The 14577-nt window shown below is 46.5% G+C and carries 14 protein-coding genes and 1 riboswitch; all 14 genes read right to left on the bottom strand.

What is annotated here, in order from left to right:
• Nucleotides 1–49 precede the first annotated feature (49 nt).
• The 14 genes from spoIVB to AC6I5A_RS14395 all read right to left on the bottom strand — a co-directional run bounded on the left by spoIVB (nucleotide 50) and on the right by AC6I5A_RS14395 (nucleotide 14313).
• Entirely contained in the window at nucleotides 50–1312 is a 1263-nt protein-coding gene (spoIVB, locus tag AC6I5A_RS14460) for a SpoIVB peptidase (RefSeq protein ID WP_034617625.1), read from the bottom strand.
• A 303-nt stretch (nucleotides 1313–1615) separates the two neighbouring features.
• Nucleotides 1616–3286, bottom strand: coding sequence for a DNA repair protein RecN (recN, locus tag AC6I5A_RS14455; RefSeq protein ID WP_034617622.1), 1671 nt, complete (start codon nucleotides 3284–3286; stop codon nucleotides 1616–1618).
• 11 nt (nucleotides 3287–3297) lie between these two features.
• Complete coding sequence (gene argR / locus AC6I5A_RS14450) at nucleotides 3298–3750, bottom strand: arginine repressor (protein WP_034617621.1); 453 nt, start codon at nucleotides 3748–3750, stop codon at nucleotides 3298–3300.
• An 18-nt stretch (nucleotides 3751–3768) separates the two neighbouring features.
• On the bottom strand, nucleotides 3769–4584 hold the full coding sequence (locus AC6I5A_RS14445; RefSeq protein ID WP_034617620.1) for an NAD(+)/NADH kinase: 816 nt from the start codon (nucleotides 4582–4584) through the stop codon (nucleotides 3769–3771).
• Nucleotides 4585–4587: 3 nt separating this feature from the next.
• A complete protein-coding gene (locus tag AC6I5A_RS14440) occupies nucleotides 4588–5397 on the bottom strand; it encodes a TlyA family RNA methyltransferase (protein WP_034617618.1) in 810 nt (269 codons plus the stop codon).
• Nucleotides 5398–5440: 43 nt separating this feature from the next.
• Nucleotides 5441–7327, bottom strand: coding sequence for a 1-deoxy-D-xylulose-5-phosphate synthase (dxs, locus tag AC6I5A_RS14435; RefSeq protein WP_034617616.1), 1887 nt, complete (start codon nucleotides 7325–7327; stop codon nucleotides 5441–5443).
• 27 nt (nucleotides 7328–7354) lie between these two features.
• Nucleotides 7355–8227: a polyprenyl synthetase family protein gene (locus AC6I5A_RS14430; protein ID WP_034617747.1), complete on the bottom strand. Its 873-nt coding sequence runs from the start codon at nucleotides 8225–8227 to the stop codon at nucleotides 7355–7357.
• An 8-nt stretch (nucleotides 8228–8235) separates the two neighbouring features.
• Entirely contained in the window at nucleotides 8236–8553 is a 318-nt protein-coding gene (gene xseB / locus AC6I5A_RS14425; RefSeq protein WP_497900792.1) for an exodeoxyribonuclease VII small subunit, read from the bottom strand.
• Nucleotides 8550–9758 (bottom strand): exodeoxyribonuclease VII large subunit, encoded by a 1209-nt coding sequence (gene xseA, locus AC6I5A_RS14420; protein WP_034617745.1) that lies wholly within the window; start codon nucleotides 9756–9758, stop codon nucleotides 8550–8552. Before xseA ends, xseB begins: the two co-directional genes overlap by 4 nt.
• A 70-nt stretch (nucleotides 9759–9828) precedes the next feature.
• Nucleotides 9829–10380 (bottom strand): hypothetical protein, encoded by a 552-nt coding sequence (locus tag AC6I5A_RS14415; protein ID WP_034617615.1) that lies wholly within the window; start codon nucleotides 10378–10380, stop codon nucleotides 9829–9831.
• Nucleotides 10381–10559: 179 nt separating this feature from the next.
• Nucleotides 10560–11195 (bottom strand): cyclodeaminase/cyclohydrolase family protein, encoded by a 636-nt coding sequence (locus tag AC6I5A_RS14410; RefSeq protein ID WP_034617613.1) that lies wholly within the window; start codon nucleotides 11193–11195, stop codon nucleotides 10560–10562.
• Nucleotides 11195–12046, bottom strand: a complete 852-nt coding sequence (locus AC6I5A_RS14405) for a bifunctional 5,10-methylenetetrahydrofolate dehydrogenase/5,10-methenyltetrahydrofolate cyclohydrolase (RefSeq protein WP_034617612.1) — start codon at nucleotides 12044–12046, stop codon at nucleotides 11195–11197. Before AC6I5A_RS14405 ends, AC6I5A_RS14410 begins: the two co-directional genes overlap by 1 nt.
• A gap of 12 nt (nucleotides 12047–12058) precedes the next feature.
• A complete protein-coding gene (gene gltA, locus AC6I5A_RS14400; RefSeq protein ID WP_052168127.1) occupies nucleotides 12059–13471 on the bottom strand; it encodes an NADPH-dependent glutamate synthase in 1413 nt (470 codons plus the stop codon).
• Entirely contained in the window at nucleotides 13471–14313 is an 843-nt protein-coding gene (locus AC6I5A_RS14395) for a sulfide/dihydroorotate dehydrogenase-like FAD/NAD-binding protein (protein WP_034617610.1), read from the bottom strand. Before AC6I5A_RS14395 ends, gltA begins: the two co-directional genes overlap by 1 nt.
• A 97-nt stretch (nucleotides 14314–14410) precedes the next feature.
• A riboswitch (molybdenum cofactor riboswitch) is annotated at nucleotides 14411–14528 on the bottom strand.
• Between the last annotated feature and the right edge of the window lie 49 nt (nucleotides 14529–14577).

Raw genomic sequence — 14577 nt, 5'->3', positions numbered from 1 at the left:
AGTTTTTGTAAAGACTGCTCTTTTCCAAATATAGCTCCAATTTTTATTTCTAAGCCGCTCTGTTTTCGGTCAGTTGACTACTCTCATTGATCATATTTTGGATAAACACCCCATATCCGCGTTGACTATCATTGACAAAAACATGCGTGACCGCTCCGATGATTTTACCGTTTTGAATGATTGGACTTCCACTCATGCCTTGGATAATTCCACCCGTAACCTCCAGTAATCTTGGATCGGTCACTCGCACGATCATATTTTTACTGTCCGTACGATTATGCATCACACGATCAATATTTACCTCAAACTCTTCAACTTTCTCCCCCTGAATCACTGTATAAATCTTAGCAGGACCAACTTTAACCTCAGATTCCCATCCCACCGGAATTGCTTCTTTATAATAGGGATTTACTACTTGGCCGCTTATTGTACCGAAAATACCTGTCATGGTGTTTTTTTCAATTGTCCCTGTAAAAGCCGAATTTGGATCGAAGGAACCGATTTTTTCACCAGGATGACCCCGCTTCCCTTTTTCAATGGCATAAATTGTAGAAGCAACAATTTTACCGTTGAAGACTTCAATTTTCTGATTCGTGTCTGCATCCGTGATTACATGTCCTAGTGCGCCATATTTCTTAGAAACCGGGTCTAAAAAAGAGAGGGTTCCAACCCCTGCTGCTTCGTCCCGAACAAATAAACCCATGCGATACCTACCCGTTTCCACACAATAAATTGGTTTTATAATTTTTTCTAATATCTGGTCTTGATGCTTGTAAAGCACATTTACATTTCCTTTTTGCTCTCCAGCCAGATGAACTGCATTTGACACCTCCTGATCTGTGCGGACCTCCTGGGTGTTAATCTTCAAGAGAATATCTCCTATTTCGATTCCGGCTTCTTTGGCAGGAAATACTTTTCTGCCGGTTATATCGACTACCGGCGCCTGCCCAACCACCATAACACCTTTTGTCTGCAAAGCTACCCCAATGGATTGTCCGCCTGGTATCAATTTTATAGGATTCATTACTTGAACCTCACCGGATTTTAAGGGGAAAATCCCAAAAAGCTTGTAAGACACTTCCAACTTTTCCGACCCTCGAGAATTAGACTTCCCTGATAATACAGTAACAATTGGACTGGATGATACTTTTTCTACCTGAATAACTTTGGACCAAACACCATTTAATTGAATCCCCTCTTTACTGATAAGATAATGATCTGGAAATTTCATCAACCGTTGAACATTTGGATTGAAACTAATGAAGGTACAGAACAAGAGACTGACAAAAATTATAATCCTTCTGTTTTTCACTCTCTTATCATCCTCCACTCTATTTCTCCCCACATCTCTTCCTTATTCCTCCATAAATAGAGTGCCTGTAATAAGTTAAATGAATTCTGATTCTATGTTAAATTAACCAAATTCGTTGCGATTCATCCTGTAAAATAAGTTCCAAATTTTCTAAAACAATACCATAGGGACAGAAAATAAAGATTGCAAAATTATTTTTGCAATCTATAACCATGGGAATCCCTGATTTGATGAATACCATAATCAATTTAACAGATTTTTTATAAGCTTATTTAATGTTAGAGTCGAGCACTCTACTTAAGTTTACCTATGTTGTCCGGAGCGCTGCCATAACTCCTGAGCGTGTTGACGCGTAATTTCTACTTCCCCGCCGCCCAGCATCCGGGCAAGTTCCTCAATACGCTCGAATTCTGACAACGGTTCAACCTGTGTTCTTGTTCTTTCGCCGTTTTCTTCTTTCACAATACCATAATGAACATCTGCAAAGGCGGCTATTTGCGCAGCATGAGTAATACAAAAAACCTGTTTACTTTGAGCAATTTTTGCCAGCTTTTCACCCACTTTATGAATCGTCCTGCCACCAACCCCGCTGTCAACTTCATCAAAGATAAAGGTTCCAACAGACTCTACTTTAGCTAATAAACTTTTTAAGGCTAACATTAAGCGGGACATTTCTCCTCCGGAAGCGACTTTTGCCAAGGGTTTAGGGGGTACTCCGAGATTGGCCGAGAAATAAAATTCTACCATCTCCGCACCACCGCTCGTTGGCTCAGGCTTGGGTACAAAGCGAACTTCAAATCGACTTCTCTCTAAGCCCAAATCTGCAAGTTCAAGGGTTAGCCCACTCTCGATGCGTTCAGCAACTATACGGCGCTTCTGGCTGAGCTGCTCTGAGACTGCTTGATAGGCAAGGAGCGCCATTTTCTTTTCTTTATGGATCGTCTCAAATTGTTCCTGAATATGGGTGATTTGCTCCAACTCTTCAAGCATTTTAAAACGTCTTTCCAAAACGTCACTTAAGGTTGTCCCATATTTACGGAGCCTATTTAACTGAAGTAACCTCTCTTCAATCTGTTCGAGCCTTCCCGGTTCGGACTCGAAATTATCCTTATACACCCTAACTTGGTCAGCCAAATCCTCAACAGCATAATAGATGGCTTCGACTTGATCGATGGCATTAAATTCCTCATCCAGGCGAGCCAACTCTTGGAGGGCTTTGCGAGCTTGACCTAATAGGTCAAAAACTGCGAGCTTCCCTGATGAACCCTCATAAAGTATAGCGTAAGCTTCAGAAACCAAATTCGTTATACGTTCCGCATTGGTTAAGCGTTTCTTTTCCTGGATGAGTTCGGCCTCTTCTCCTGGAAGCGGGTTAATAAGCTCGATTTCCTCAATTTGATAACGCAGGATTTCCTCTTTCTTTTGACGTTCCTCTTCGGAAATAGACAACTCACGTTCTTTGCGGATAATTGCCTGATAGGTTTTCGCCGCTTCATTTACTAAGCTGACGTCGTCTTGAAGCCCCCCCAGCGCATCTAAGAGGTCCCGATGAGTTTCTGGGCGAAAGAGAGACAAATGTTCAATTTGGCCGTGAATATCTACGAGTCCTTCACAGAGTGAACGATAAAGGGTCAGCGGAATTGTCCTCCCCTGAAGACGACAGACATTTTTTCCTGAGACATTCATTTCACGACAGAGAAATAATTGTCCTTCGTCAACGGGATAACCTGCCAATTCAAGCCTCATTACGGATTCTGGAGCAAGATCTTCGAAGACTCCTTCAACCCGCGCCTGCGCTTCCCCATGCCGAATAAGATCAGCACTGGCTCGTCCGCCCAAGAGAACCCCCAGCGCATCAATCAGCATTGATTTTCCTGCGCCGGTTTCTCCCGTGAAAACCGATAATCCCCGGCCAAATTTCAAGCGGACCGCTTCCATGAGGCCGAAATTCTCAACGTTCAACTCAGCAAGCATAATGCCCCCTCCTATCCAAGCAAGCCGGCAAGCCGCTCTAAGACCTCCGAAACAGCTTCTTTCGGCTTGATGACCAAGAGAATCGTGTCATCCCCCGCTACTGTACCGATGATCTCTTCCCAATTGCTATTATCCAGGACCGCTGCCAAAGCATGGGCATTTCCCGGAAGCGTTCGAATGACGACCAGGCTTTCCGTGTCATTAATGGAAACCACGGTTTCGCGCAGTACACGCTTAAGGCGATCCTGCAGGTTCGGCGGATGCACTTCATTAGGAACAGCGTAGCGGTATTCCTCATCTGCACTAGGGACTTTAATTAAACCCATTTCCTTAATATCCCGGGAGACTGTTGCCTGCGTGACGTCAAAGCCGGACAGGTGCAATTTGTCCGCCAGATCTTCCTGGGTACGAATGATCTCCTTGGTAATAATTTCCTGAATTTTCATCTGGCGTCGAGCTTTCATATACTGGCTCCTTTCCCATTAATGCCAACGATCCCTCAATTTCTCGCGTACCACTTGAGGAAAGCTGCGGCTTCCTAACCGAATCAGTTGAGCCTTGATCGGAGCAGTTTTGATAATGACTGTTTCTCCTGAGCAAATCCTGATACTATGCCGCCCATCGAAGGTCACCAGGCATTGCTCCCCGCTTATTAAAATAATTTCAATTTCCTCCAAATCCGAGACAACCACAGGGCGTGCCGACAAGGAATGCGCGGCCAAAGGCGTCAGTAAAATTGCTTGAACATTTGGACTGATGATGGGGCCGCCTGCCGAAAGAGAATAGGCCGTAGAGCCGGTTGGAGTGGCCACTATCAACCCGTCGACCGGATAACTTATGGTGGGTTCCCCCGACAGATTTGCTTGAAGCGTGATTAAGGAGTCGGTGCTCTCTCTGGAAAACGCAACATCATTTAGAACGAGATGCATTTGATCGGCCTCCCCAACCCGCTTAACAACGGCGCTCAACATCAAACGTTCCTGAATTGTATAGTCCTGACGCAGAACCTTTTCTAAGGCACCAAAAACGTCTTCCCGCTCTATCTCACATAAAAAGCCTAGCTGTCCAAGATTAACCCCTAACACGGGGATCCCAAACGATGCTCCTTCGCGAGCTGCTTGAAGAAGCGTTCCATCTCCGCCTAATGAAATAAGAAACTGTGTTCTGCGTTTAATAATATCTTCCCACTCTGTTAAAACGTCCCACCCACGGGCTTCAAACCAAGGTCTGATTTGGAGGCTAAACGTCAAAGCTTCCGGTTTACTCATGTTGAGCCATAAACCAACGACCCTTTCCATTCGTTAATCCGTCTCTTTCTGAGCATTTTGAACCACGCGTTCGAGTTCTAAATGCCAATCTATTCCTGAACCCTTTTGTAACCCCAGCCAAACAAGGTATTCTATATTACCTTCCGGACCACGAATCGGCGAATAATCCACACCCAAAACATGAAAGCCCATATTTTCTGCTTGGCTGAGGACAAACTTCAGAACTTGTTGATGAACTAATTTATCTTTAACGACGCCTTTTTTTCCCACATGTTCACGTCCGGCTTCGAATTGAGGCTTAATTAAAGACAACACCTGCCCGTCTACTTTAAGAATGGCCAGCATGGCTGAGAATATCTTCGTAATTGAGATAAAGGCAACATCTGAAACAATCCAATCCACCTGCTCAGGAAGAGAATATTCATTTAAATAGCGGGCATTCACCCGTTCCATAGAGACAACTCGGGGATCCATACGGAGTTTCCAAGCCAACTGTCCATACCCAACATCCACAGCATAAACTCGCTTCGCCCCGTTTTGCAAAACACAATCTGTAAAACCGCCGGTCGAAGATCCTAGATCCGCAACCACTTTATCCTGAAAAGGGAGCGCAAAGGCTTCAATTGCTTTGGCTAGTTTTAGTCCGCCGCGTGAAACAAACGGCAGGGATTGCCCTTTCAGTTCGATCAAAACATCTTCCGGTAATTCCGTGCCAGGCTTATCCACGCGTTGTCCATCGACAAACACAATTCCCCCCATGATCGTTGCTTTCGCTTTTTCACGGCTGGCTGCTAACCCGTTTTTAACCATTAAAACATCAATGCGTTCTTTTCCTTTTATCACAATATCCCTTCCGTCCCTTCCTTTTGCCCATGAGCAGACTTAACTAGGATCCAGCGACGCGGCGAAACAATTGCAAGCGTTCTGCTGCTTGGACGATCCCCTTGACCGATAAGCCGTGAACGGCATGAAGTTGGGAAATTGATCCCTGATCCACGAAGCCGTCATACCCTAGGCGTTCAAGTGCTACGCCAGCAATTCCTTCCTCTTCCAGAAGTTCTAAAATAGCGCTTCCCATGCCACCCTTGAGGATATGGTCTTCGATCGTGATAATTTTTTTGGTTAACCGTGCATAGTGGGACAGAAGTTGGCGATCGAGTGGGTTAATATAACGCAAGTTAATAACTGCAGCATCCACGCCGCGCTGACGCAGCTCCTGTGCTGCCTGAAGACAGGTCTTAACCATGGTTCCCACCCCAATCAAGGTTACATCCCTGCCTTTGCGTAAAACTTCTGCTTTGCCGATGGGGATTTCTCTGAACGTTGCATCCATCTTTACGCCCTGACCCGCCGATCTTGGGTAACGCAAGGCCACCGGTCCGCAATGCTGCAGGGCAGTATAGAGCATATGCTGTAATTCATTTTCATCTTTGGGAGCCATAAAGATTAGATGAGGAATAGCCCTGAAAATTGAAATGTCAAAGACGCCATGATGCGTAGGTCCGTCATCCCCCACGACTCCCGCACGGTCGATTGCCAAAACAACATTAGCCTGCTGTAAACAGACATCATGCAGTACTTGATCATAGGCCCGCTGAAAAAAGGTCGAGTAGATGGCGACGACCGGTTTGAGGCCCCCAAACGCCAAACCGGCTGCAAAGGTTACGGCATGCTGTTCGGCAATTCCGACATCATAAAAACGGTCTGGAAATTGTCTGGCGAATGCATTCAGGCCGGTCCCGCCTGGCATAGCCGCACTGATTGCTACGACCTCAGGATCTTCCTTGGCGAGCGAACAAAGGGTTTCGCCAAAAACCGTCGTATAAGTCGGCGGAGCAGGTTTCTTGATGAGTTTTCCTGTTTCCGGCTCAAACGGACCAACCCCATGGAAGATATCCGGATTTTCCTCTGCGGGTTTGTACCCTTTCCCTTTACGCGTCAGGACATGGACCAGCACCGGTCCCTTTTTATTTTTAGCCTGGTCTAAAAGCTGTTCGACCAAAGCTTGATCATGTCCATCAATCGGTCCCAAATACGTAAAACCCAGTTCCTCAAAAATCAGTCCCGGAACGAGAAGATATTTTAAACTATCTTTGGCTTTAGCTACCCCTTTAGCAACTTGAGTACCAATAACCGGGATTCGTTTTAAGAGATACTCAATATCCTCTTTACGCTTATTATACCGTGGGTCAGCCCTCAAGCGGCTAAGGTAGGCTGACATGGCCCCTACATTCGGGGCAATAGACATTTCGTTATCGTTAAGCACCACAATCAGATGAGTTTGACTATGTCCGGCATGGTTTAAGGCCTCATAGGCCATGCCACCTGTCATTGCCCCGTCTCCGATCACCGCCACAACATTGTGTTTCTCTCCCAGGACATCCCGTGCTTTGGCAAATCCAACAGCAGCGGAAATGGACGTACTGGAATGACCTGTTTGAAAGCAATCACAGTCGCTTTCAGCCCGTTTAGGAAAGCCGGACAATCCATTATATTGACGAATGGTCTCAAACTGGTCCAATCGGCCGGTTAAGAGCTTATGTACATAGCTCTGATGACCCACATCCCAGATAATCTTGTCGTATGGGCTATCAAATGTCCGGTGTAACGCCAAGGTGAGTTCTACGACCCCAAGGTTCGGCGCCAAATGTCCGCCATTCCTGGAGACCACGTCAATCAATACTTCCCGAATCTCTTGCGCTAGTTTGTTAAGTTCGTGGAAATCTAAAGTGTGCAAGTCCTTCGGCGCATGAATACTTTCGAGCAGTCCCATCCTTCTTGCCCCCTTTCTCGACCTCTTTCAATGCTGACGATGTTCAATATAGTATGCCAGGTCACTTAGAAAGATTGCGCCTTCATCTAATGGTTTTAAAGCAGCTTGTGCTTTGAGAATTTGGGCATGCAATTGATGCTCTGCGCCTTTGAGCCCAAGCAAAGAAACGTAGGTCGCTTTACCCTGACGAACATCGCTTCCTGCAGACTTACCATTACCAAGTATTGCACTGTTCCCTGCCACATCCAAGATATCATCTTTTATTTGAAATGCCAATCCCAACGCTTGGGCATAATCGGTCAGTGCCTTAACCTGCTGCTCCGTTCCTCCCGCTAAAATTCCCCCCAGTTGTACAGAAGCTTTTATCAAAGCACCTGTTTTCCTTGTATGAATCTTTTCTATTTCATCCAGGTTCAGCGTTTTTCCTTCACCGGCCATATCCGCAACCTGCCCTCCAACCATACCGTCTTTTCCGGCGGCTGCAGCAACTGCACGAATAATCCGCAGCTGTCTCTCAGGCTGGCCAACTCCTGGGTCGGCGAGCAGTTCAAAGGCATAAGTCAATAACGCATCCCCAGCCAAAATTGCGTTAGCCTCCCCAAATACCTTATGATTTGATAATCTTCCCCTTCGATAGTCGTCATTATCCATAGCCGGTAAATCATCATGAATTAAAGAATAGGTATGAATAAGCTCCAACGCAACTGCAGCAGGCAGGACCCTTTCCACGTCTCCTCCCACGGCTTCTGCAGAACCCAGCGCCAAAACCGGTCGGATACGTTTCCCTCCGCCGCATAGGGAATAAGACATGCTCTGATTTAAGGTATCTTTATCCTGCAGCAATTGGGCGAGGTACTGTTCAACCATGGTGAGATAGCGTTGAAAGGTTACCTTGAACACGTTGACCTTCATCCTTCCATTTCAAAACTCGCGGGTTTTATCTGCAACTGTCCATCCGGACCAACAAGTAATATTTCCATCTGTTTTTCCGCTTGATTGAGTACGCTGGAACAGTACTGAACAAGACCCACACCTTCCTTAAATAAACTCAAGGCCTCTTCCAGGGGAAGATCTTTTTGTTCCAGTGTTTTAACTATCTTTTCCAGATGTTGAAGACCTGTTTCCAGAGTAACCGTTTCTTCTGCCTGCTCATCCAATATAGCCGGCGGTTCTTTAAGCTCTGAAGGCTCAACAAAGAGGTCGTCCGTCCACTTTTCTCTGCTCATGGTGTAAGCTCCTTCTCTAACACTAGACCACTTAAAGTTCCTTCCCCTAAACGAATCCGAATCTGTTCCTTTAACTCTACCTGGCTCGCGGAGCGCAAAAGGGTTCCTTCTGCATCGTAAGTCAAAGAGTACCCCCGGCCGAGAATAGCCAAAGGACTCAGTAAATCCAGTTTCGCAGTCAACAGATTCAGTATATCATTTTTATCCGCCAGAAATCCAGTCATACTCTCCTGCAGGCGCATTTGCAGGCTATCTATACGTTGACGATTCTGGTCGATCCGCCAGAAAGGATCTTTGAGTGCCCCCCTGTTGGCAAGCCCTTCCAGGATCCGCCGTTTCCGCTCGATGAGCATCCCCATCCCACCTTGCAGCCGAACACTCAATTGGGCCACATATAACTGCAAATCCTGCAAAATAGGTACGGCCAGTTCAGCCGCCGCCGAAGGGGTTGGCGCTCTTAAATCCGCTACGTAATCCGAGATAGTCACATCCGTTTCATGCCCCACGGCTGAGATGACCGGTATGACTGATGCTGCTATAGCCCGGGCAACCAGTTCAGTGTTAAAGGCCCATAGTTCTTCTAAAGAACCACCCCCACGGCCAATGATAATAACATCTACTGCTCCATAGCGGTTCAGCCGGGCGATCGCCTCAGCCAATTCCTGCGGCGCTGCTTCCCCCTGGACGGCAGAGGGTGCCAGGATCCAGGACATCCCCGGATGGCGACGACCCATAATGTTAATTATATCCCGAATGGCAGCTCCCGTCGGGCTCGTCACAATCCCAATTCGCCGGGGAAAACGAGGGATCTCTTTTTTGGTTAAGGGGTCAAATAACCCTTCCTCAGCCAGTTTCTTTTTAAGTTGCTCAAAGGCCAAATAAAGCTGTCCGAGTCCGCTGAGCTCCATCTCTTCGGCGTAAAATTGAATAGTTCCTTCCCGCTCGTACATACGTATGTTTCCCCGGATCATGACCTTTAACCCATCTGTCGGGACAAATCGCACGCGTTCAGACCTGCTTCTAAACATGACCCCCTTGAGACTGGACGACTCGTCTTTCAGCGTAAAATACCAGTGTCCGGAAGCACGGTGGTTTTTAAAATTGGAAAGTTCACCACTAATCCAACAGTTATGTAATTCCACTCTGTCCTGCAGGACTTGACCGATTTGGTTCACAAGCTCGGATACTGTCCATATTTTGGGCACAATCTTCACCTCACTCCGCCTGGCTCAAAAAGCACGGCAACAACAAAAATCCAGGTCCGACCAGCCATCTTTATGGGTTGAGCGGATCAACTACCGATAATTCATCAATACGCTTATTACATTCTTCAATTGTTGCTTTTCCTTCCTTAAAATCTTGTTCTATTTGATTCAGTAGATGCTTTTTCTGTTCTATGACTTTAGCAGCCTTTTCGTATTTTTCTTTAAGCACCGGATCATTTTCTTCTTTTATATAATCTGCGTAATTTTGAGTCACTAGAGTATCTCTTCTATAAAAAATTCTTGTTTCAAGGTCGATTTTGGGTTGTTCCGAACTTGGCGGCGCTAATTCGCGTATTAACTGATCAGCTTCCGGAGACATAGGCATTTCTTTAAGTTGTCGTTCAGCCTCCCTAATTTTTTCCCAATCTTCCTCAGTATTTCTGGGCATTGCTCCAAGTGCTTTTTCCATTTTCACTTGTCTATCATGATATTCGGTTTGTAATTGTTCAAGTCGTGCTTTTTTTGTTTCAATATCTGATTTTTTTGCATAAACCGCATAAGAACCAATACTGAGCGAAACCGCTAATAACGTAACAATTGATACTATTTTAAATAGCTTCATTTGTAACGCCTCCTATTAATAAATTATACCATCTACTCGCACGGATTAAATGAGAGCGTTAAAAACAAAAACAAGCGGTAAGAAAATCAATCCTTTCCCCCTGTATTGAATCGATGATTGAAATCGGAAGTCCAAAGTTCGAACCTCGTGCCTCGCGCCTCGAACCTCGCGCCCCGTGCTCACATCCGGCTTTGAACGACGGCCACAGTCTCCGCACAAAGGGCAGTTGCTTGTTCTAATAGTCTGGTTCGTTCAGCCTTTACCCGCTCTTGATAACCCTCATCTTTTATCTGGGGAAGGTTAATGTCGACACTCAGCATTGCTGATTTCAGCGCACTTTCCGCTAAATAAGCCGCAACGCCAACATCACTGATCGCGCCAAGGTTGCCAATTGGAGCAAGTTCCTGAGCTAATTGCAGGATTTTATAACAATTTTGGGCAATTCCCAGCGGGGTATCCGTAGCCGAGACTAAAGCCTTTTGCAGTTTCTCAGTACGCACGGTTTTTTCCTCCGCCGTACTTTTCGGTAATTTTAAAACAGCCATAAAATTCGAGAATTCGGCGATATCCTGACTCAGTCCGGTTTTAAGTAAGGCAAGTACCCTTTCGGCCTGAGCTAGAATCTCTTGCACTTGCGGTTCTACCTCTCGATACTTTTCCTTACCCAATGTGAGCCGAGCTACCATACAAGTCATCGCCGCCGCCAGGGCTCCAACATAAGCGGAAACACTACCCCCACCCGGTGTCGGTGAAGAGCTGGCAGACACGGCCAGAAATTCTTCCGTCGTCCATTCCCAAATCTTACTTGTATCCATTAATACGTCCTCCCTTGCAGGGCGATTCCTTTGAGCACATTACGCAGCACCAAGGCAGTGGTCAAAGAACCAACCCCACCCGGTACCGGGGAAATCAAGGCGGCGACTTCTTGAACAGTATCAAAATCCACATCTCCGCAAATTCCGCCTGGAATTTCATTGATCCCGGCATCAACAACTATCGCACCCGCTTTGACCATATCCTTTTTGATCAATTTTGCGCGTCCTACGGCGACAATCAAAATATCAGCCTGACTGGTAAAAGCCCCTAAGTCGGGTGTTTGGGAGTGACAAATAGTCACAGTAGCATTGTGTTTCAAGATCAGAAAAACAAGGGGTTTACCGACAGTTTCTCCCCGCCCGACGATGACAACATGTTTTCCCGCAATCTCAACCCCACAACGCAGCAGTAATTCCATACAGCTTTGCGGGGTTGCTGGGAAAAGCCCGTCCTGGCCGCTTAAAATATACCCCCGATTGAGCGGATGAACCCCATCGACGTCCTTGTCCGGACGTACTGCGGCCATGATCTTTTCTTTGCGTATTCCCTTAGGCAGGGGAAGTTCAATCATAATGCCATGAACTTCCGTGTCCTGGTTCAGACCTTCAATCCGCTCTAAAACTTCGGTTTCGAGAGAATCTGCCGACATTACGAAGAGTTCGAAGGCCATGCCTATACCCTCACAAGCCTTCTGCTTTGAGTGGGCATAAACGACTGAAGCCGGGTCATCTCCGACTAAAATCACCGCGAGTTTTGGCTGTAACCCTTTATTTTTCCACTGGGTAATTTCCTCACGAATTTCTTCCTTGAGAACCTTGGCTACCGCTTTACCATCCAATAACTGAGCCAATTGACTCAATCCTCACTTCGCTTTAAGATACTGATCAATACCACTGGCAGCCTTTTTACCGGCTCCCATCGCCAAAATAACGGTAGCCGCTCCGGTAACTATATCTCCGCCCGCAAAAACTCCCGGCTTAGAAGTCATTAACGTTTCTGCGTCAGCAACAATGTTACCCCGTTTGCTCAAATCCAATCCCGGAGTAGACGTTGTCACCAAAGGATTCGGTCCTTGCCCAATCGCCACGACTACCGTATCCATCGGAATCTCGATTTCTGATCCTGGAATAGCAAGCGGAGAACGTCGTCCGGAAGCGTCCGGCTCTCCAAGTTCATAGCGCAAACAAGTTAGGCTTTTAACCCACCCACGCTCATCTCCCGCGATGGAAACGGGACTGGTTAAGAGATGAAAATGGATCCCCTCTTCTTCCGCATGCTCCAGCTCTTCATTCCTTGCCGGCATCTCGGCGCGAGAACGTCGGTAGATAATAGAAACATTTTCAGCGCCTAAACGTAAGGCGGTGCGCGCAGAATCCATAGCGACGTTTCCCGCACCGAGAACCGCTACATTTTTCCCTACCTTAACCGGGGTTGCATAGTCAGGGAACTTGTAACCCTTCATCAAATTAGTCCGGGTTAAAAATTCGTTCGCGGAATATACCCCATTAAGGTTTTCTCCAGGGATATCCATAAAGTAGGGCAGTCCGGCACCTGTACCGATAAACACGGCCTCGTATCCGTTACCCAGCAGTTCATCCACGGAAGTAATTTTGCCGACCACTTGATTCGTGAGAATTTCAACCCCCATTTGTTTCAGGTTGGCTATCTCCGTCTGCACAATTTCCTTCGGCAAACGGAACTGCGGAATCCCGTACATCAAAACGCCCCCGGCAACGTGCAGCGCTTCAAATATCGTCACTCCATGCCCAGCTTTTGCCAAATCACCGGCACACGCCAATCCGGAAGGTCCTCCCCCGATAATAGCGACACGTTTACCGGTCGGTACCGGTTTCTCAAACGTAGATTCGCCAAATTTCATATCATAGTCGGCTACAAAACGCTCTAACCTGCCGATAGCCACGGGCTCCCCTTTTTTTCCCAGAATACATTTTATTTCGCATTGATTTTCCTGGGGACAAACCCGACCACAAACGGCGGGCAAGGAATTCTTAATTTTCAGGACCTTGCCGGCTTCCAGAAAATCCTCTTCCGTAATCTTTTCAATAAACTCCGGAATGAGAACTCCGACAGGACATCCCGTAATGCATAAAGGTTTCTTACAGCGTAAACAGCGCTTTGCTTCTTCCACAGCCGTTTCCTGTGTATAGCCCAGGGCTACTTCATCGAAGTTATGCGCCCTGACCTGAGGCTCTTGACAGGGCATTTCATGACGAGGGATGATCACTTTCCTGGTCTTCTCAACATTCTCCGCCATTAGTGATGCCCTCCTTCGCGGTCACATTCCAGCCGAGCCTTAGCCCGATTCTCTTCGTCCCTATAAAAGGTTAAACGTTGCATAGCTAAATCAAAATCCACTAGATGTCCATCGAATTCCGGTCCATCCACACAGGCAAATTTGGTTTCATTGCCTACACTAACCCGACAAGCACCACACATTCCAGTCCCGTCAACCATAATTGGATTCATGCTGACAATCGTTTTGATGCCCTTTGGCCGGGTATAATTCACAACTGCTCGCATCATGACCATGGGGCCAATTGCCCAAATCACCTTAACCTGATGTCCTTGGTCTAAAACCTGAGCCAGCCCGTCTGTCACAAACCCTTTAACACCCCTACTGCCATCGTCCGTGGCAATCACAACTTCGTTACTCACGGCACGCATTTCTTCTTCTAAAATCAAAAGATCCGCACTCCGTGAACCTAAGACGGAAATCACATAATTCCCGGCAGCTTTTAAAGCCCGGGCAATCGGATAAATGGGGGCATTTCCCAGACCTCCTCCGACGCACACAACCGTACCATAATTTTCAATTTCGGATGCAACACCTAACGGACCCACGAAATCCTGAAACTTATCCCCCTCATTCATGTGCGTAATGAGGGCTGAAGAATATCCCACATCTTGCACAACAAGCGTGATGGTCCCTTTTTCTCGATCAAAGTCCATGACTGTAAGCGGAATGCGTTCACCCAACTCATCTACCCGCACAATAACAAATTGTCCAGGCTCAACTTTGGCCGCCACAGCCGGTGCGTCAACTTCCAGCAAGACAATTGTCGGTGCCAGTAGTCTTTTTTTAACTACGTCATACATTTAACTTCTCCCCTATATCTTGATAATTTTGACTCAACAAGGGAAAACCTAAGCTCTCTTTTTAAGATAACCTTAGGTCGCAAAAAAACATAACAAAAAGTCATCTCATATTTCTCCTTCTCAACACGGAAGGCCCTATCATTTCTAATAGAACCCATTGGCCGATTATCATATGCAATGCACCCAGACAAGTCAGCTTGGAGAAAATATAACACTTGTTTTATTATAGATTACATTTTTCGTAATAGCAATAAAATCTTGTCG

This window comes from Desulfosporosinus sp. Tol-M2 (assembly GCF_059735615.1).
This window is presented reverse-complemented; position numbering and strand designations above follow the sequence as displayed.

What these genes read in the sequence shown, in the direction of transcription:
- AC6I5A_RS14415 (WP_034617615.1), bottom strand. Translation starts at nt 10,380, where the DNA reads ATGAAGCTATTTAAAATAGTATCAATTGTTACGTTATTAGCGGTTTCG.
- AC6I5A_RS14445 (WP_034617620.1), bottom strand. Translation starts at nt 4,584, where the DNA reads ATGGAAAGGGTCGTTGGTTTATGGCTCAACATGAGTAAACCGGAAGCT.
- argR (WP_034617621.1), bottom strand. Translation starts at nt 3,750, where the DNA reads ATGAAAGCTCGACGCCAGATGAAAATTCAGGAAATTATTACCAAGGAG.
- AC6I5A_RS14410 (WP_034617613.1), bottom strand. Translation starts at nt 11,195, where the DNA reads ATGGATACAAGTAAGATTTGGGAATGGACGACGGAAGAATTTCTGGCC.
- recN (WP_034617622.1), bottom strand. Translation starts at nt 3,286, where the DNA reads ATGCTTGCTGAGTTGAACGTTGAGAATTTCGGCCTCATGGAAGCGGTC.
- AC6I5A_RS14395 (WP_034617610.1), bottom strand. Translation starts at nt 14,313, where the DNA reads ATGTATGACGTAGTTAAAAAAAGACTACTGGCACCGACAATTGTCTTG.
- xseB (WP_497900792.1), bottom strand. Translation starts at nt 8,553, where the DNA reads ATGAGCAGAGAAAAGTGGACGGACGACCTCTTTGTTGAGCCTTCAGAG.
- dxs (WP_034617616.1), bottom strand. Translation starts at nt 7,327, where the DNA reads ATGGGACTGCTCGAAAGTATTCATGCGCCGAAGGACTTGCACACTTTA.
- gltA (WP_052168127.1), bottom strand. Translation starts at nt 13,471, where the DNA reads ATGGCGGAGAATGTTGAGAAGACCAGGAAAGTGATCATCCCTCGTCAT.